A 19,956-nucleotide genomic window follows, 5' to 3' on the forward strand; every position below is an offset into this window, starting at 1 on the left:
GGGGTTTTAGATATGAATACTTTAAATATAATTAATGAGGAAAAAATAAATAATATTCTTGAGGATGCAAAGACTGTGTCTAAGCAAGAAGTTTTAGATATAATAGAAAAATCAAAGGATTGTTTTGGACTTACATCTACAGAAGCAGCAGCTTTACTTCAGGTAGATGATGAAGAAATTTTAAATAAGATGTTTGAAACTGCTAAATATATAAAAGAAAAAATATATGGAAATAGAATAGTAATGTTTGCACCTCTTTACACTAGTAATGAGTGTACTAATAACTGTCTTTACTGTGGATTTAGAGTAAATAATAAGGAGTTACATAGAAGAACTTTATGTCCAAGTGAAGTTGTAGAAGAGGCAAGTGCAATAGAGAAACAAGGTCATAAGAGAATACTTTTAGTATGCGGTGAGGATAAAAGGGTTACTCATATAGACCATATAGTTGATTCTGTTCAAGCTATATATGACAATGTAGATATAAGAAGAATAAATGTAAACTGTGCACCTCTTGAGGTTGAGGATTTCAAAAAGCTTAAGGATGTTGGAATAGGAACTTATCAAATATTCCAAGAAACTTATCATAGACCTACTTATAAGAAGATGCATGTAAGCGGATCTAAGACAGATTATGATTATAGATTAACTGCTATTGAAAGAGCTTTTGAAGCAGGTATTGATGATGTAGGTATAGGTCCATTGCTTGGTCTTTATGATTATAAATTCGATGTTCTAGCAACTCTTATACATGCTGAATATCTAGATAATAAGTATAATGTAGGACCTCATACAATATCTGTTCCGAGACTTAGACCTGCAATAGGTTCAGCTATTGAAGAAATACCATATCCAATAAGTGATACTGACTTTAAGAAGATAGTTACTATATATAGATTAGCTGTTCCTTACACAGGAATAATAATGTCTACAAGAGAAAGTGCTGAGTTAAGAGATGAACTTTTAGAACTTGGAGTATCTCAAATGTCAGCAGGTTCAAAGACTAACCCAGGTGGATATGAGGAAGATGATAACGATGCTAAGCAATTTGTAGGAAATGATGAAAGAGGATTAGATGAGATTTTAAGAGTTGTATGTAAGCAAGGACATCTTCCAAGTTTTTGTACTGCATGTTATAGAAACCACAGAACAGGAGAGGCATTTATGGAGCTTGCAAAAGATGCTCATATACATGAATTCTGTCAACCTAATGCAATACTTACATTTAAAGAAAACTTAGTAAATGTAGCATCTGATGAAACTAAAAAAATGGGTGAAGAATTACTTAAGAGAGAGATAGAGAAAATAGAGGGAGAAAAGGTTAAGGCTGAGACACTTAAGAGACTTGAAAGAATCGAAGCAGGAGAGAAGGATCTTTATTTCTAAGATATTTATTCTAAACATAAAATAAGTGCTTGAACAAAAAATCAAGCTTATTAAAATAACGCTCATGATTAAATATTTATAATAAAATAAAACATATTTATCTGCCTAATCAAAAATAAAAAGCATTGAAATACCACTCATGTATTAAATATTTATAATAAAACTAAGTATTACATCTTATTCAATATTCTAAAAGTTCTAAACTCCCTAGCGGTCAAACAACGAACTTTCTTAACGTATATTGAAACGATGTAATGCAAGTTTTATTTATAAATATTTAAATCATTCGCTAACATTTCAATGCTATTTATTTTATAAGTGTAGTTTTTAAATTTGTAAGTAGATTTTATATTATAAAGATTGATATTAAAAAATTATATATGGAAATATTGTTGTATGAGTGGTATTTCCATATATAGTTTTGATAACTCATAAAACTAAGAAAAAAACACAAAAAATAAACATGAAAAGAATAAGGGATAAAAAAATATCTAAGAGTAAAATATAGATTGATTAAAAACGTGAAAACAAAGACCTTTGGAGGAATGATATGGATAAAAATATAAAACACTTTCTTATAATGGCTGGGTCTACTAATCATATGTTAAGGGGAGATAAGTTGTTAAAGGATAAGGGAATTAAGACTTCTTTAGTTCCTGCTCCTGCTGAGTATGGTTCGGTTTGTGCTATTGCTATAAAGGTTGAGGATAAAGATAGAGATATAAGTGAGAAGTATTTAAGAGAGAATGATATAACTATAAGAGGTATATATGAAGAAAAGCCAGAAAGGCTTACAGGGCTTATAGATAGACTTAAAAACTCGATAATCAGAGATGAGTTTTTAGATGTTCTTAAAAAGATAGAAGATGGACAAGATCTCACTCATTCTGATATAGTTCTTCTTCTTAAAACAGATAGAAAGGCTGAAATGGAGGCTCTTTTTAAGGCTGCTGATGAGATGAGAAGAAAGATTGTTGGAGATGTTGTAGATATAAGAGGAGCTATTGAGTTTTCTAATTACTGCAAAAAGGACTGTAAGTATTGTGGAGTTAGAAGAAATCTTGATGGACTTCAAAGGTATAGAATGACTGAGGATGAGATAATGGAAGTCGTTCACTCTCTTCATAATATAGGAATAAAAACTGTAATACTTCAATCTGGAGAAGATGCTTGGTGGACTAGGGATAGGATTGCTAACTTAATAACTAGGATTAAAGAAGAAACTGGAATGAAGATAACTTTAAGCTTAGGAGAAAGACCTAGAGAAGATTATGAATATTTCAAAGAACTTGGTGCTAATAATTATTTACTTAAAATAGAGACTACAAATGAAGAAATATTTAAGTTTATTCATCCAGATGATGATATAAATGATAGAAAAGAATGCTCTAAATGGTTAAAGGAACTCGGATATTTAAATGGTTCAGGATGTATAATAGGGCTTCCTGGTCAAAGAGAAGAGGATATTGCAAATGATATACTCTACTTTAAGGATATGGGTATCAATATGATAGGAATAGGACCTTTTATACCTGCGAAGGGAACTCCTCTTGAAAATTATCCAACTGGAGATGTAGATATGACTTTGAAGGCGGTTGCAGTTACAAGACTTGTATGTAAGAGAGTTTTCTTGCCAGCTACTACTGCACTTGCTTCGATTGACTCAGATCTTCAAGCAGAGGCATTAAAGGCTGGTGCTAATACTATAATGCTTATAAATACTCCAGCTAAGTACAGATATAATTACCAAATATATTCAGATAAAAATATGGTTGATTTAAAATCTGCATATGATGCAGTTACGGGAGCTAATAGAGAGTTTCCATCTTATTTAAAAATAGACATGGAGGTGTATAAGGATGCAGGGAACACCGAGAAGTAATAGACTTCATATATCTATATTCGGAAAAAGAAATGCAGGTAAGTCAAGTCTTATAAATGCACTTACTAATCAAGATATAGCTTTGGTTTCAAATGTGGCGGGAACTACTACTGATCCTGTTTATAAAGCCATGGAAATACTTCCAATAGGGCCTGTTGTTTTAATAGATACTGCAGGTATTGATGATGAGGGTGATTTGGGTCAGCTTAGGGTTAAAAAGACTCTTCAAGTATTAAATAAAACTGAGCTTGCAGTACTAGTTATAAGTGCAATTGATGGGGTAACTGATTTTGATAAAGAAACTTTAGATAGAATAAATGATAAGAAGATACCTGTGGTTGGAGTTATAAACAAGTCCGATGAAAAGAATTTATCAGATGAAGAGATAAATAATATACAAGATGAGATTGGAATCGAATTTGTAAAGGTAAGTTCAAAAACTAGAGACGGAGTAGATGACCTTAAAAATTTAATTATAAAGCATTCTCCAAACACTGATGTTGAAAAAAAGATAGTTGGAGACTTAATAGAGCCAAATGATTATGTAGTTTTGGTTACTCCTATAGATAAGGCAGCACCTAAAGGAAGATTAATACTTCCTCAACAACAGACTACAAGAGATATAATAGATCATGGAGCAATAGCAATAATAACAAGAGAAACAGAGCTTGAAGCAACTCTTAAAGGTCTTAACAAAAAGCCAAAGATAGTAATAACAGACTCACAAGCTTTTGAAAAGGTAGACAAGCTAACTCCAAATGATATACCTATGACATCTTTTTCAATATTATATGCAAGATATAAGGCAGATTTAGAAGAGTTAGTTCTTGGAGTTAAGCAAATAGAGAAACTAAAAGAAAATGATAATGTCTTAATATGTGAGGGATGTACTCATCATAGACAAGAAGGCGATATAGGAAAAGATAAAATTCCTAAATGGATAGAGGGTATGTGTGGTAAAAATCTAAACTTTGAATGGAGTTCTGGGGTTAATTATCCAGAGCCAGATGAAATGAAAAAATATAGCTTGATAGTTCACTGTGGTGGATGTATGTTAAATCCTAAAGAGATGGAGTTTAGGGTTATGCAGGCTAGAGAAAATAAGACTCCTATTGTGAATTATGGAATATTGATTGGTCATATAACTGGGGTTTTAGAAAGAGCTTTAGAGCCATTTCCTGTTGCTAAAGAGCTTTATATTGGAGAGTAAACAAAAATGATGGTTATGAAAATAGCCATCATTTTTTAGTTTATAGGGGATTACACTAGAGCCACGCAAGAGGATAAAGTGAATTTTTGATTAATATGAACCTTAATTTTGTTTTTTATCTGCAAAATAAGTATACAATTAATCTATTATTGCATAAATATGATTAGTAGAGGTTACTTTATCATGATATTTTTAAAGGAGGATTTTTATGAAGAAAAGAAAAATTATCACATTCTTACTTGTAATGCTAATGGTATTACCTATGCATGTAAGTGCTGTTACAAAAGATCAAGCATCCAATTGGCACTATGGAAATGTAAGTAATTGGGCAAGACCTGAACTTGTATCTGCTGTAACAAGAGGAATTGCTAATGATCAAAGTCTTTTTAGAGACTGTAGTAGAAATATTACAAGAGAAGAATTTGCAAATCTTGTAGTGAATTTATATGAATCGGTAAGAGGAGAAACATTATCCGCTGCATCTATATATAGTTTTACTGATACAACTAATCTGAATGTACGAAAAGCATATAATTCTGGAATTATCAATGGTGTAGGAAATAAAAAGTTTGCACCAAATGATTCTGTTACTCGCGAGCAAATGTCTGTCATGATTTATAATGTAGTGGAACGCATACATTCAGGAATGGATTATGATTTTTATAAAGGTGATGGAGTTCTTACTGTTGCAGATAAGGCAGATGTTTCTTATTGGGCTACTAAGCAAGTAGCTTATACGTTTGACACTAGAATCATTACAGGTGATGGAGTAAATTTTAATCCGAAGAAAAATGCTTCTGTTGAGCAGGCGGTAGCAATAGTAAATAGAGTATATGATAAGTATAATCCTTACTTTGATGCAGAGGCAAAGGTTAAAGCAAAGGAAGAGGCAAGAGCTAAAGCAGAAGCAGAGGAGAAAGCTAAAGCAGAGGCAAAAGCGAAAGCAGAAGCAGAGAAAAGAAAAACAAAAAGATTTACTGTAGATGATATAATGGCTTCTCACTATGGATATTTTGATAATATTAAAAAGTTTCCTTATAGAGATGGATATGTTTTTCATTTAGATGGACCTAACAATAAGATTGGTAAAAAAGAAGGTAAATTAGTTCTTGATTCTAATATGGATCGAAACAGTAATTGGTATACAGATGTTGACATAGAAACGTATTTATTTCTTGATAAAAAAGATTGGTATTCGGATGTAGGTATAATGTTAAGAGTAAATGCAATGACTGGTGAACCTAATAAACATAATGGATATTATGCAGGTATTCAAGATGACGGAGATGTTGTTTTTGGAGTACATTCTGTAAGGTCTGGCTGGAAAAACTTAAAAGAATTCGATACAAATGTAAATCCAACAATTCCAAATAAATTACGTGTTAAAGCTATAGGATCAAATTTTACTATTTATTTAAATGATAGAAAAATTGGTACTGTAAATGATAGTACTTATTCTGCTGGTAAAGTTGGACTTAGAACTTGGGATGGATATGTTTATTATTATGGTACTACAGTTAAAGATTTAGATTAATAAATAGCTTTAAGTAAATTAAACAAAGGGCGATAAGAAAGTATGAAATTTTCAATCTAAGGATAATATTGCTTAAATCACTAAATTTGCAACTATTTCAAGAAGTGGAGAACGTTAGAAATCTTTGGCTACATGATCCATGCTGGATAATAAAGCGAATTTTTTAATAATGAGTAGGAAACTATATTCCTAACCTTGTAAAGTAGATAATATAAATAATAAAATATATTTAAGCTGCCAAAGCTCGATAAACTAATGGATTTTGGTAGTTATTTTTTTTCTAAAACTTAATTCTATTAATACTGGAGATAAGAACTCTACAGTTTCTGAATTGATTTTCACTTTATTGGAAGGGAGATAAATCTTGGGTGTTCATGAATATGATAATAATATGAGATCTGGTGAAGAATTTATTAATGGAGATATTTGTTTTTTACCTTGTACATTTAGCTTGGAAGTAGGCAAAGCATTTAGTGACTTTAATGCGGAAAAGATTAAAAATGTTAATCCTGATATTAAAATAAATGGGGTTATGATTTAATTATAATGAATAAAATTCATATAAATAATTAACTACCTAGATTTCGTATAAACGAGATCTAGTTTTTTTATTCTGTGAATTAATTACCCAAAAATGTTAATAAGTGGATAACGCATCCACAGGCAGAGGATACAGAGAGAAGTACTAGTGGAATGCTATCATTGAAATATATGGATTCTGAGTTTTCTAAAAATATCAACAATAAAAAAATATATGTGGATAAAATAGGATGTTTAAATGAAAAAAAGATTTGAAATCATGTTTAATGTGGATAACAATGAAATAAAAATAAAGGGAGGATATAAATTAAATTAGAGTCGAAGAAAAAATAGAATTAAATAAGAATATTGACCGATATATAGATTGAAAGGGAGATGATTATGAGAATAAAGAATAAAAAGAGGATCATAGGAGTTATATGTTATTTGATTTTTAATTTAGCATTTTTAAGTAATTTTTCATATGCGGATAGTCTGCCAAAAAAATATGATTTAAGAGAACTTGAAAGAGTAACACCTGTCAAAGATCAAGGAGAGATAAACAGCTGTTGGGCTTTTGCAGCTTTATCGTCTCTTGAATCTAATATCAAACTTAAGAAAAATAAGGAATATGATTTTTCGGAAAATAATATGATTAATGTTCATGGATTTGATTCAGGTGCAAAAGATGGTGGAAATGCAGCCATGGCAACCGCTTATCTTGCAAGCTGGAAAGGAGCTGTGCTAGAAGAAAAAGATGAATATCCTCAAAATAGATATTCTAAAAATAGAGGAATAAAAAAATCAGATTATCATGTTAAAAATGTAATATATATACCAGAGAGAAAAACATTTGATGATAATGAGAAGATAAAAAAATCAATCATGGATTATGGTGCTGTTTATACAGTTTTTAAGTGGGATGAATCTTATTATAATCAAAGAAATAGTTCATATAGATATAATACATCAAGTAAAGGAAATCATGCTGTATCTATTGTTGGATGGGATGATGCGTATTCAAAAGATAAATTCAAACATAAACCTGAAAGTGATGGAGCATTTATATGTAAAAACAGTGCAGGAAGTAATTGGGGAGATGATGGATATTTTTATGTTTCATATTATGACTGTAATATAGCTAAAATAGAGAATGCGGTTTTCATAGCTTCTGACGAAAAGTATGACAATATTTATCAGTATGATGAACTTGGACAAACTTATGATTATGGGTATTCAAAAGAAACTGCTTGGTTTTCTAATGTTTTTGTAGCTAAAGAAAATGAAGAATTAAGTGCTGTAGCTTTTTATACAAATGGGGAAGAATCTGATTATGAGATATGGGTATGTAAAAATTTTGAAGATGTGGGTTCGTTTAAAGATATGAAAAAAATAGACCAAGGAAAAATAGATACTATTGGATATCATACGATTTCAACTGATAAGATTGATTTAAACAAAAATGAAAAGTTTGCTGTTATTATAAAATTAAAAACAAAAGGAGAAAAGTATCCTGTGGCTATTGAAAGCCCAAAAGGAAAATATTCAAGCAAGGCAAAATCAAATAAAAATGAGAGCGGTATTAGCCCTAATGGGAAAGAGTGGAGAGATTTAACAGATACTCAACCGAACGCTAATGTTTGTTTAAAAGCTATTACAAAAAATAGATATATTATACAAAAGCAAGGAAATTTAGAAGTACAATTAATAGAAAAAAATGATTTTATTGATAATGAAGGACAAGTAGATATAACTGTAAGGATAAAAAATAATGAAGATAAATCTAAAAAGGTTGTTTTAATGTTAGCTTTATATGATGGAAATAATAAGATGGTTGATTCTACGAGCATCAAAAAAGAAATAAAATCAAAAAAAGAAGAATTTTTAATAACAGGAGTTTTAATACCTCATAAAGGAAAATATACATTAAAAGGATTTGTTTGGGATGATTCAGATAAAGGAAATTATCTTATAAAAAATCCTATACAGATAAATATAAAATAGAAACTATGTAATTATACTTTCTTCATTATCAGGGCGTGGAGTTTATAAATCTCCATCAGATTTAATAAAAAGACCTAAAAGTTTAGAAAATACAAATGATATAAAGTATCACATGAACTAAGAACTCCACTTACCTCAATACAAGGTTGGAGTGAAATTATGCTAACAGGGGATGTTGAAAATGAAGAAGAAGCTAAAGAAGGATTACAAATTATATATGATGAATCTAAAAGATTAACGAGATTAGTAGAAGAACTTCTTGATTTCTCAAAATTTGAATCTGGAAAAATAACTCTTGATTTGGAAACTATAGATATAAATAAATTAGTAATATCTATTTATAATTATTTCAAGAAAAGATTTAAAAAAGAAAATATTAAAGTGATTTTAGATATTGATAAAAATCCATATTATATAAAAGGAGATATAAATAGACTTAAACAAGTATTTATAAATATTATAGATAATTCAATAAAATTTTTAAATGAAAATAAAGTAATATTTATTAAAACTAAATGTAGTGATAAATTTATTGTTATAGATATACAAGATAATGGTATGGGAATATCAAAAGAAGATTTAGATAAAGTAACAGATAAGTTTTATAAGGGAAATTCTAAACAAGCAGGTAGTGGAATCGGACTAGCGATATGTAAAGAGATAGTAGATATGCATAAAGGGGAATTAAGTATTGATAGTATTGAAAAAGAAGGTACAAAAGTAAGTATTAAAATACCTAAATTGTAACCTAGCTGTAACTACAAAACGTAGTATATATACTAAAATGTAATTATCAAATAATTAATATAGAAAAGGAGAGATTTAAATGAAACTAATAAAGAAAATATTTTGTTTAACATTAATATTATTAATGGCTGGTGTTGGAGTTGGATGTACAAAAGCTAATAATGAAGTTAAAGAAGATTCAAATGAAAAAGGATATAGCAGTGAGCTTTTAAGTTATTTTCCTTCAGTAGAAGGAACTGTTCTCAACTACTCTGGAACAGCTGAATATGGGCAGACATTAACACTTAACAAAGTTACAGATAATGAAGATTTATTAGCGTTGAATTTTAAAGGAGAAATATTAGATGTATCTGAAGGTGAAGGGCCTTCAAAGGAAGACAGAGGGATAGAAACAGAATATACAATAAATAAAGATACAGTTACACAGAAACAAAAGAATTTAACAAGAAGATTCTCTCAATCTATAATTAAAGATCAAGTTGTTTTAAAATTACCTATTAAAGCAGGAAATACTTGGGATCAAAAAGTTAATATAGATGGTAAAGAATATACTATGCAAACAAAGATTACAGATGTATCTAAAGATGACAAAAATAAAAATATAGTAAAAACTGAAACTACAATTCAGGGAATAGAAGATTATCCTGAGAATACTTATAAGGAAATAAAAATATTTAAAGAAGGAAAAGGACTCGTAGAATTTAAAAATACAATTTTTTTAGGAGAAACTAAAGATCCTTTTGAGTTTGGATATATGTTATTTGAATCAGAAAAATAATACAAATAAATTGAGATACCTAGATTTCGTACAAAAATGAGATCTAGGTTATCTCTATTTTATCAAAAAATTTCAATAATAAAACTTATGTGGTAAAATATTATAAAAAAAGGAGTTGGGATAATGGGAATTTTATCTAGTGTAGGATTAGGGAGTACAAAAGTAAATTTTATATTTGACTCAAATGATTTAACACCGGGTTCTAAAGTTAGTGCAACTCTATATATAGAAGGTGTAAGTAGTGAACAATACATAGAAAATATATCTATAAATGTCATTACAAAACATACTCAGATAAAGTCTGATACACAGCACATAACAAGCAATATAGCGACCAAGGTAAAGCATATTATTCAAAAGATAGAGGTTCCTATAAATGAAACTATAAAATTAAATCAGAACATAGAAAAAGATATTGAGTTCGTACTAGATTTTGAAACTCCGATGACTATAAGTAAATCAGAAGTATGGATAGAAGTTTCTATTGATAATATGATTTTTAAGAAAAAATATGATGTAAAGGTGAATCCACATCCGTTTTCAGCTAAGGTATTAGGATCAATTGAAGAAATGGGATTTTCTATAGATAAAGTATATAATGATTATTTTTATGGAGTTAAAGAAGGGGTTCCTTTCGTTCAATGGTTTGTATATACACCTAATAAAGAGATCAGAGAGAAATTTGAACAAATAAGAATAGCTTACTTAATAGAAGATGAAGGGGTAAGATTATTAGTTGAGCTTGATAATATGGCTAAAGGAATTAAAGGAGCAGTAAAAACATTATTGAATGTAGATGCTGGAGAAGAAAGAATAAATATTTACTTTACTAAAGAAGAAATAAATATAGGTACAGAATATATTAAGAACAAATTGATAGGTTTAATCCCAAAATAAATGGAATTAAAATACCGCTAATGTAGTAAATGTTTTTAATAAAACTAAAAATTTCATTTTATTGAATATCCTAAAAGTTCTAAACTGACTATGTTCAAACAACGAACTTTCTTAACGGATATTCAAACGATGAAATTCAAGTTTTCTACAAAAATATTTAAATCATTCGCTAACATTTTAATGCCATTTATTTTGCTACATCCTCTTCTGTCATATTATGACTTGCACTTGCATCATAATCCATTTCATAAATCTTTTTTAATTCTTCAATTTTTCCTAAGGTTTTCTCACTAAATGGAGCTTTCCCTTCAAAAGAATGAAGTACAATTCCTTCAAGCAAATCCCCTAAAGATATATCAAGATACTCTGCTAATCCTTTTAAAACTTTAACCATTCTTTTTTCCATACGAACTCCTGTTTGTACACGTTCAACTTTCATTTTACTCATGCTACACCTCTTTTCAATATATAGTTACCCTGGTAACAATATAACGCATATTTTAGTGTTTGTAAATATATTTGATACAAAAATTACAATGATTTCATTGACAAAATAATTTTTGTTTTATAAATAAATAGTTTAATCTCTATTCAATTGTATTAAGAGTAAAAAAATTTTACAAATTATAAAAAGGAAATGTTAGACAATATATAGAAATAAAACGATAAAGCACAATTTAATGCAAGATATTACATATATAGACAGGGACATAGGAATAAACTTAAAGAAAAGAACATATAAGTTATGCAAATAAAAATTGGAATGTATTTTATTTGCAAATATAGTATCTATAGAATAATTATTTTTATAGGTATAAATTTAGAATTATTAAATAAAATGATGAATAAAATTAGTATATATAATTTAAAACAATAGATAAGTTAAAGACTTTATCTAGGAAATTGGTTTTATTCAAGTTTTAATATAGAATGAAAAATGAATAATGTTACATATAATAAAATAAGAACAGGAAGATGTATAAATATGAAAACAAAATTAAAAATTTTAAAAATAATATATGATTCAAGCAAAGATTCGTTAGAATACCGTATCTTTAATACTATTAGTTTAGCTTCAGCGCTATTAATGATATTATTAATTCCTATAAATTATGCTCAAAATATGTCAACTATTCATATTATAGCTTTATCAATTAGTGCAATTATAACACTTGTAATATTTGTATTATTTCGATATAGAAATATTAAATTGATATCTTTAAGTTTAATAATTGCTATATTGATATTAACAACTCTTTGGTTCACAAATGGAGGTTCGTATGGAAGTATCCCGTACTATTTTACTTTTACACTTGCATGTTCCATCATTTTGTTAAGAGGTAAAAAAAGAAATATATTCTTTTTAATAAATATAATTGTAGTAGTATCATTAATAATCATTGAATACTATAACAAAGAAAGCATTATATATTATAATTCACTTAAAGATAGATATATAGATATCATGCTAGGAATTACTATATGTTTATTTATGTTGGGAATTATCATCAAAATCGTTATTGATAATTTTGATGCAGAAAGAAAAAAAGTTGAACAAAATACTTTGGAATTAGAAAAAAGAAATCAATCATTACTAAATAAAAATATAGAAATTACAGAAAAGAAAAATCAACTAATTCAAGTATTAGAGGAACTTAAAAAGAATGAAGAAAGAATTAAGTATTTAGCGTATCATGATATGCTCACTGATTTACCAAATAGAAGATTAGGAAAAGAAATATTACAATTAGCAATAGATAATCATTCAAATAAAAGCAGTAAGATTGGAGTTCTATTTTTAGACTTAGATAGATTTAAATACATTAATGATATTTTGGGACATGATATAGGAGATTTTCTTTTAAAAAATGTTTCTGAAAGATTAAAAATATGTGTTAGAGAAAGTGATACAGTTGTCAGATTAGGTGGAGATGAATTTATGATAATAGTTGATGAACCATGTTCGTTCAAAAAAATATCTAATATCTCTCAACAGATTATTGACATTTTTTCAGAACCATTTATTTTAGAAACGAGGCAAATAAATATTACTTGTAGTATCGGTATTGCAATATTCCCTGAACATGGAAAAAACATTGAAACTTTATTAAAAAATGCAGATATAGCTATGTATCAAGCAAAAGAAAAAGGACGCAATAATTTTAAATTTTTTAGTCACGAAGTAGATGAGAAAATAAACAAAGATATGGAAATAAGAGAAGGTATTATAAAAGCTATAGAGAAAAAAGAATTTGTATTATATTATCAGCCTAAAATTGATATAAAATCAGGTAAACTTGCAGGAAGTGAAGCATTAGTAAGATGGAATCATCCTCAACAAGGATTAATCTATCCAAGTGATTTTATACCTATTGCAGAACAATATGGACTAATCAACAATATAGATAAATTAGTACTAGAAATGGCATGCAATCAAATCAAAAAATGGGTTAACAAAGGGTTTGATCCAGGAAGTGTTTCTATAAATATCTCTGCTAATCAATTCAACGATCTTGAATTTATTGATATGCTAGATTCTATTTTATCCAAAACAGAAATTAATCATAGATTAATTCAGTTAGAAATTACAGAAACGGCTGCTATGCAAGATACTTCTTATACTCAGAAGGTTTTTTATAAAATTAAAAAAAGAGGAATCAATATAGCATTAGATGATTTTGGAACAGGTTATTCTTCATTAAATTATCTGAAATCTTTTCCGATAGATGTATTAAAAATAGACAAATCATTTGTTGACGAAATCTGCTCGAACAAAGTGGATAATGCCATTATACTAGCAGCAATTACTATGGCTAAAGCACTAGATATAAAAGTAGTAGCCGAGGGAGTTGAAACAAATGAACAGTTAGAATTACTAAAAGATGCTGATTGCCAAGAATATCAAGGGTATTTATTTAGCAAACCAGTGTCGGTAGAAGAAATGGAAATGATGTTTATTAAAAATGGAAATTAAAGAAATTCGCTAGTATATAAAAAAGAGTGCGTATGCACTCTTTAATTTATACATTATTTTCCGAAGTATCTCTTTAATAAACCATTGAAAGCTGAACCGTGTCTAGCTTCATCTTTACACATTTCATGAACTGTATCATGGATTGCATCTAAGTTTAATTGTTTAGCTTTAGTAGCTAATTCTTTTTTACCTATGCAAGCACCGTGCTCTGCATCTACTCTCATTTGTAAGTTCTTTTCAGTGCTATCAGTTACAACTTCTCCTAATAACTCTGCAAATTTAGCAGCATGCTCTGCTTCTTCCCAAGCTATTCTCTTGTAAGCTTCAGCTACTTCTGGGAATCCTTCTCTATCAGCTTGACGGCTCATAGCTAGGTACATACCTACTTCTGTACATTCTCCTAAGAAGTTTTGACGAAGACCTTCTATTATTTCTGGATCTACATCTTTAGCTATTCCAACAAAATGCTCGTCAGCCCAAGCTAGTTTTGTTTCATCATGTGCTATAAATTGATCTTTAGGTGCTTTACATTGCGGACATACCTCTGGTGCATTTTCCCCCTCGTGAGTGTAACCGCATACTTTACATATAAATTTTTTCATATTAAATACCTCCCCAATTAAATTAAATGTTTTTCTAATTCATATATACCTATAAAAAAACATCTTAAACATAAAAATTTAAAATTTCCTATAAAAAATTATATTATATATAGAAAATCAGTTCAATGCTTGTGTTAAATAAAGAGTTATATATATGAAACTACTTTACAAAAAAGAAAAAATATCTTAAAATATTAGTTAACGTTAACTAACTAATATTTGAATATTTCGATTTTTTAGGAGGAATTGATGAAGTTAGAAGTAAGTTTGTTGGAAATGGAAGAATATATTCATAAGATATACAAAAAGCATATAGAGAAAATTATGAGTAAACAGGAGTTTTCGAGATTTAGCATAAATCATATGTATTATTTGGAATATATATATACACTTAATAATCCAACTTTTAGCCAATTAGCTCAGGCTTTAAATGTTACTAAGCCATCTGTTACGGCTATGATAAAAAGGTTAATAGATCAAGGATATGTAAAAAAGATGAACTCAGAACATGATAAAAGGGAATTTCATATATATTTAACTGATAGAGGCAAAGAAATTTTGAATGCAGAGCTTGAGGTTTACAAGCACTTTACTAAGAAAATATCTGAGCATTTATCTGAAGATGAAGTAGAATTATTTTCAAAATTAGTATCAAAAATTATATTAAGCATAAAAAAGGAAAAAACTATGGAGGTTATAGAATGCAATTAGACAGTACTCATATAGCAAAGGCATCTATTAAGATAGCTATAACAAGTTCAAGAGAAGATGAGCAAAGGGTAATAAAAGAATTGGAAAAAGAAGGTATAAAAGCAGTTGCAGTTGATATAGGAGGAAATTTAATACAGTCTATACCTAAGGTTATAGAAAGAGCACTTGTAGCATCCAGAAGAAGTGGGGTTATAAAAGAGTGTCATGTACACGATGGAGCAGTAGTAGGAGCAGCTAGAGAAGCAATAATGCAGGTAGCTTCAAAGGCAAATGGAATGAATGTAGGAGGAAAAATAGGTATCGCAAGACACAAGGAGCATTTGAGCGTTTGCATATTTATGAGTATGGGGCTTTTACATTTAAATGATGTTGTTGTTGGATTATGTCATAGGTCGATACCAGATATATATTAGTTTAAAATAATGCCAAGGGATATTATGTTCCTTGGTTTAAAATCTTCAAAAATAGAATAGAAGGAGATTATTAAAAATGGGTGATTTTATCAGTTTAGCATTGGCACTTATTTTTGGGATTTTGCTTGGGAAGGCTATGAATAAAATGAATATGCCTGCAGTTGGAGGGTATATAATAGCAGGTCTTATAATTGGAGTATCGGGACTTAATATTGTAAATGAACAGGTAATAGAGGAGCTATCTTTTATAAGTGATGTAGCACTTGGAATAATAGCTTTTAATATTGGTAGTGAGTTTAAGATACAAGAAATGAAAAAATTAGGTAAGAATATATTTATAATAGCATTTTGTGAGGCGATTGGGGCATTTGCTCTTGTTACTGGAATAATGTTAGCGCTTGGTCAAGATATACCAACTGCACTTATATTAGGTTCTATATCATCAGCTACAGCACCAGCAGCTACTGTTATGGTTCTTAAAGAGTATAAAGCTAGAGGTCCTCTAACTAGTACATTACTTGGGGTTGTTGCGGTTGATGATGCTATATCTCTTATGATATATGCAGTTTCTGCATCTGTGGCGAAGGTTTTCCTAAAGCATGAAGTTTTAACTGTATCTAAGGTAATTATTCATCCTATAGCAGAAATAGTTTTATCTATAGGAGTAGGTGGGTTAATTGGAATATTATTATGTTATTTACTTAAAAATGCTAAAAATGAATCTGAAGTTTTAACTTTTGTTATTGCAAGTATTGTTTTAATTGTAGGGGTTGCTCTTCACTTTAACTTATCTCCACTTCTTTGTGCTATGGCAACTGGAATAATGGTAACAAATGTATCAAGTAAGGCAAATAAGGCATTTAATATACTTGAAAAATGGTCACCTCCAGTAACAGCAGCATTCTTTACATTAGCAGGTTCTAGACTTGATATTTCTTTAATTCCTAAGATAGGACTTTTAGGAGCTTTGTATTTATTATTTAGAATAATTGGAAAAGTAGGAGGAGCATCTATTGGAGGAACAATTTCAAAGGCACCAGCTGTAGTTAAGAAATATATAGGTCTTGGTCTTTTATCGCAAGTAGGAGTTGCTATAGGTCTTGCAATAACGGTAGGAAGAGAATTTCCAGGAACACCTCTTGGTGAAATTGTAATTACTATACTTATGGCTACAACTATAATTACAGAAATAATAGGACCTGTTGCGACTAAGATGGCAATTAAAAAAGCAGATGAAAGTTCTGTTTTAAGAGAAGTGTCAAAAAACACAAATTAAGTAAAAAAATAGTGAAAAATTTGAGTTGACATAGTATATTAACTTTTATATAATAGATTCTAAATTCAGAATAAAATGTAGATTAGGAAGTTCGTAGAAGATTAGTAGAGAAGTAGTTTTGTAGTATAGTAGATATGTAGAATGGTAGGTATGTAGGGTAGGTTTATTAACTTTGTTTAAAAACTCTCATACGAGAGTTTTTTTTGTACAATTTTTGTAACTAAAAATTTAGGAGGATGGTAGTATGGTAGGAAAAAAGAATTTTAAAATCGTTGTTTTACTTATCTTATTAGTTGTATCTTTAGTAGGATGCAAGTCAGTAGACACTTCAAAGGATGACAAAATCAAAATCGGAATAACTCAAATAACAGAGCATCCAGCTCTTGATTTAGCGAGAAAAGGATTTATTAAAGCTCTTAAAGATAATGGATTTGAGGATGGGAATAACATAGAGATAGACTTTCAAAGTGCTCAAGGAGATATACCTACATCACAAACTATAGCACAAAATTTCGTATCTCAAAATAAGGATATTATATTTGCAATATCTACCCCATCAGCTCAAAGTGCATTCAATTCTACAAATGAAATCCCTATACTAATAACAGCAGTAACAGATCCTGTAGAAGCAGGGTTAGTAAAATCTATTGAAAAAACACAGACAAATGTAACAGGAACTAGTGATATGACACCTATTGATAAGCAGTTTGAACTTATAAAGAAGTTAGTTCCAAATAGTAAAAAAGTAGGTATTATATATAATACAAGTGAAATAAATTCTAAAATCCAAGTTGATATGGCTAAAGAAGAAGCTAAAAAGATTGGATTTGATATAGAGGAAGTTGGAGTAAGTAGTGTTAATGAGGTATCACAAGCAATGGATAAATTGATTCAAAGTGTAGATGTTGTATACACTCCAGCAGATAACATAGTTGCATCATCAATGAGTTTAATATCAAATAAATGCAACGAAAAAAATATACCGATAATAGGAGCAGAAGAATCACACGTAAAATTAGGTGCTTTAGCTACTGAAGGAATAGACTACAATCAGTTAGGATATGAAACAGGTCTTATGGCTATTGAAGTTTTAAATGGTAAAAAACCTCAAGATATGAGTATCGAATACATTAAAAATACTACTCTTGTTATAAATGAAGAAGTAGCTAAAAAGCTAAATATACAAATACCAGATGACTTAAAATCAAAGGCACAAATTATTAAGGGGGGAAACTAGATGGACTTAATTATAAGTATACTCGAACAAGGCTTAATATTTTCGTTAATGGCATTAGGAGTGTATATAACATATAAGATACTAGATTTTCCCGACTTATCAGTAGATGGAACATTTGCACTTGGAGCATCTGTTACAGCAGCTCTTTTGGTTAAAGATATAAATCCAGTTGTTGCAACTGGGTTATCTATTATAGCTGGATGCATAGGAGGCGTTGCAACTGGAATACTTCATGTTAAATTTAAAATAACCAACTTGTTATCGAGCATACTAGTTATGACAGCCTTATATTCTGTAAACCTTAGAATAATGGGAAAATCAAATATCCCATTATTCAATCAAAATACAGTATTTAATATAAATATAGAACCTATATTTATAATACTTATAATAGCTTTTTTAGTAAAAATATTATTAGACGTTTTTCTTAGAACAAAGTTAGGTTTTGCTTTAAAAGCATGTGGAGATAACGAAAAACTTATAACATCTTTAGGTATAGATATAGGAAATATAAAAATAATAGGACTTATGGTATCCAATGGCTTAGTTGCACTTTCAGGATCATTAATTGCTCAATATCAAGGATTTTCAGATGTTACAATGGGAGCTGGTATTATAGTTATGGGTCTTGCATCAGTAATATTTGGAGAAGCAGTTTTAAAGAAATTCTCATTTATAAAGACTACTACAATGGCTGTTATAGGATCTATTTTATATAAATTCAGTACGGCTCTTGCTTTGAAAATCGGATTTAATCCAACGGATTTGAAACTTATAACAGCATTAATAGTAGTGGTTGCTATAGCTTCTAATAATGCTAAATTTAAATTAAATCTAAGCTTTATAAAAAGAGGTGATATAAATGATTCAAATAAGAAACTTATGCAAAACATTCAATAAAAGTACTATAAATGAAAAGCAGGTATTTGATAAATTATCACTTGATATAAAAGAAGGGGATTTTATAACTATAATAGGAAGTAATGGAGCTGGAAAATCAACTCTTTTAAATATGATATCGGGAAGTTTAGATAAAGATAGTGGAACTATAAATGTAGATGATAAAGATATATCAGATCTTAAGGAATATAAAAGATCAAAATTTATATCAAGAGTATATCAAGACCCAAGTTTTGGAACATCTCCATCAATGACTATATTAGAAAATTTATCTATGGCTATTAACAAAGGGAATAAATTCGGATTATCTAAGGGAATTTCAAATAAGAATATAAATTATTTTAAGGAAATATTATCTGAATTATCATTAGGACTTGAAGAGCAACTTTATACGCAGGTATCTCTTTTATCGGGAGGACAAAGGCAGGCATTATCTCTTATAATGGCAACTATAAAAAATCCAGATATACTACTGCTTGATGAACATACAGCAGCGCTGGATCCTAAGACTTCTCAAAGAATATTGGAACTTACTGAGAAAATAGTAGATAGTAAGAAAATTACAACCCTTATGATAACCCATAATCTAAATCATGCTATATCAATGGGAAACCGACTTTTGATGATGCATGGGGGCGAGGTAGTATTAGATATTAAAGAAGATGAAAAGAAAGATTTGAATATAGATAAGCTTTTATCATATTTTGAAAAGATACAATCTAAGGATGCATTAAGTGATAGAGTTATATTTTCTTAATAATTACGTGTAATAAAAAATAGTTACCTAAATTTCGTACAAATGTAATTATTTATTCACTATAAAATACCAATTGATCAAATCTCTAATTTGGAAAAATTATAGCTCTTAATCCCAAAACAAATGACA

Annotated in this window: 18 protein-coding genes and 1 pseudogene; 17 read left to right on the top strand and 2 right to left on the bottom strand. The window is 29.1% G+C overall.

Annotation, left to right across the window (positions count from 1 at the left end):
• The first annotated feature begins 12 nt into the window (after positions 1-12).
• The 10 genes and pseudogenes from hydG to WJW32_RS04480 all read left to right on the top strand — a co-directional run bounded on the left by hydG (position 13) and on the right by WJW32_RS04480 (position 10,957).
• On the top strand, positions 13-1,386 hold the full coding sequence (gene hydG / locus WJW32_RS04435) for a [FeFe] hydrogenase H-cluster radical SAM maturase HydG (protein WP_340255572.1): 1,374 nt from the start codon (positions 13-15) through the stop codon (positions 1,384-1,386).
• A gap of 550 nt (positions 1,387-1,936) precedes the next feature.
• Positions 1,937-3,268 carry a [FeFe] hydrogenase H-cluster radical SAM maturase HydE gene (hydE, locus tag WJW32_RS04440; protein ID WP_340255575.1) on the top strand — a complete coding sequence of 444 codons (1,332 nt, stop codon included), beginning with the start codon at positions 1,937-1,939 and terminating at the stop codon, positions 3,266-3,268.
• Positions 3,246-4,478 (top strand): [FeFe] hydrogenase H-cluster maturation GTPase HydF, encoded by a 1,233-nt coding sequence (hydF, locus tag WJW32_RS04445; RefSeq protein WP_340255578.1) that lies wholly within the window; start codon positions 3,246-3,248, stop codon positions 4,476-4,478. Before hydE ends, hydF begins: the two co-directional genes overlap by 23 nt.
• 208 nt (positions 4,479-4,686) lie before the next feature.
• Positions 4,687-6,012 carry an S-layer homology domain-containing protein gene (locus WJW32_RS04450; RefSeq protein ID WP_340255581.1) on the top strand — a complete coding sequence of 442 codons (1,326 nt, stop codon included), beginning with the start codon at positions 4,687-4,689 and terminating at the stop codon, positions 6,010-6,012.
• Positions 6,013-6,376: 364 nt separating this feature from the next.
• The gene (locus WJW32_RS04455; RefSeq protein WP_340255584.1) at positions 6,377-6,553 is read left to right on the top strand and encodes a hypothetical protein; all 177 of its coding nucleotides are present in this window, start codon (positions 6,377-6,379) and stop codon (positions 6,551-6,553) included.
• A gap of 380 nt (positions 6,554-6,933) precedes the next feature.
• Positions 6,934-8,535, top strand: coding sequence for a C1 family peptidase (locus tag WJW32_RS04460; protein WP_340255587.1), 1,602 nt, complete (start codon positions 6,934-6,936; stop codon positions 8,533-8,535).
• A 117-nt stretch (positions 8,536-8,652) separates the two neighbouring features.
• A pseudogene (locus tag WJW32_RS04465) lies at positions 8,653-8,808 on the top strand (histidine kinase dimerization/phospho-acceptor domain-containing protein); the annotation flags it as partial.
• Positions 8,809-8,835: 27 nt separating this feature from the next.
• Positions 8,836-9,282 (top strand): sensor histidine kinase, encoded by a 447-nt coding sequence (locus WJW32_RS04470; protein WP_340255626.1) that lies wholly within the window; start codon positions 8,836-8,838, stop codon positions 9,280-9,282.
• 79 nt (positions 9,283-9,361) lie between these two features.
• Positions 9,362-10,060, top strand: a complete 699-nt coding sequence (locus WJW32_RS04475) for a hypothetical protein (RefSeq protein WP_340255590.1) — start codon at positions 9,362-9,364, stop codon at positions 10,058-10,060.
• Positions 10,061-10,183: 123 nt separating this feature from the next.
• A complete protein-coding gene (locus WJW32_RS04480; protein WP_340255593.1) occupies positions 10,184-10,957 on the top strand; it encodes a sporulation protein in 774 nt (257 codons plus the stop codon).
• Between the two features lie 187 nt (positions 10,958-11,144).
• On the opposite strand, the gene WJW32_RS04485 is transcribed toward WJW32_RS04480, so the two are convergent.
• Positions 11,145-11,405 (bottom strand): hypothetical protein, encoded by a 261-nt coding sequence (locus WJW32_RS04485; RefSeq protein ID WP_340255596.1) that lies wholly within the window; start codon positions 11,403-11,405, stop codon positions 11,145-11,147.
• A gap of 537 nt (positions 11,406-11,942) precedes the next feature.
• On the opposite strand from WJW32_RS04485, the gene WJW32_RS04490 reads away from it, so the two are divergent.
• Positions 11,943-13,931 carry a putative bifunctional diguanylate cyclase/phosphodiesterase gene (locus tag WJW32_RS04490; protein ID WP_340255599.1) on the top strand — a complete coding sequence of 663 codons (1,989 nt, stop codon included), beginning with the start codon at positions 11,943-11,945 and terminating at the stop codon, positions 13,929-13,931.
• 53 nt (positions 13,932-13,984) lie between these two features.
• Here the strand turns inward: WJW32_RS04490 and WJW32_RS04495 are convergent, their stop codons facing one another.
• Positions 13,985-14,533, bottom strand: a complete 549-nt coding sequence (locus WJW32_RS04495; protein WP_340255602.1) for an NADH peroxidase — start codon at positions 14,531-14,533, stop codon at positions 13,985-13,987.
• 249 nt (positions 14,534-14,782) lie between these two features.
• Between WJW32_RS04495 and WJW32_RS04500 the strand changes: the two genes are divergently transcribed.
• From WJW32_RS04500 to WJW32_RS04525, 6 genes are all read left to right on the top strand, one after another.
• Positions 14,783-15,244: a MarR family winged helix-turn-helix transcriptional regulator gene (locus tag WJW32_RS04500; protein WP_340255605.1), complete on the top strand. Its 462-nt coding sequence runs from the start codon at positions 14,783-14,785 to the stop codon at positions 15,242-15,244.
• Positions 15,235-15,657, top strand: coding sequence for a HutP family protein (locus WJW32_RS04505; protein WP_340255608.1), 423 nt, complete (start codon positions 15,235-15,237; stop codon positions 15,655-15,657). The genes WJW32_RS04500 and WJW32_RS04505 overlap by 10 nt, the downstream gene beginning before the upstream one ends.
• A 76-nt stretch (positions 15,658-15,733) precedes the next feature.
• Positions 15,734-16,933, top strand: a complete 1,200-nt coding sequence (locus WJW32_RS04510; protein ID WP_340255611.1) for a cation:proton antiporter — start codon at positions 15,734-15,736, stop codon at positions 16,931-16,933.
• A 244-nt stretch (positions 16,934-17,177) separates the two neighbouring features.
• Positions 17,178-18,170: an ABC transporter substrate-binding protein gene (locus WJW32_RS04515; protein ID WP_340255614.1), complete on the top strand. Its 993-nt coding sequence runs from the start codon at positions 17,178-17,180 to the stop codon at positions 18,168-18,170.
• Positions 18,171-19,070, top strand: coding sequence for an ABC transporter permease (locus WJW32_RS04520; protein WP_340255617.1), 900 nt, complete (start codon positions 18,171-18,173; stop codon positions 19,068-19,070). It begins immediately after the preceding gene.
• Positions 19,033-19,827 carry an ABC transporter ATP-binding protein gene (locus WJW32_RS04525; protein WP_340255620.1) on the top strand — a complete coding sequence of 265 codons (795 nt, stop codon included), beginning with the start codon at positions 19,033-19,035 and terminating at the stop codon, positions 19,825-19,827. Before WJW32_RS04520 ends, WJW32_RS04525 begins: the two co-directional genes overlap by 38 nt.
• Positions 19,828-19,956 lie beyond the last annotated feature (129 nt).

This window comes from Tepidibacter sp. Z1-5, from assembly GCF_037844525.1.
Classification (GTDB): domain Bacteria; phylum Bacillota; class Clostridia; order Peptostreptococcales; family Peptostreptococcaceae; genus Tepidibacter_A.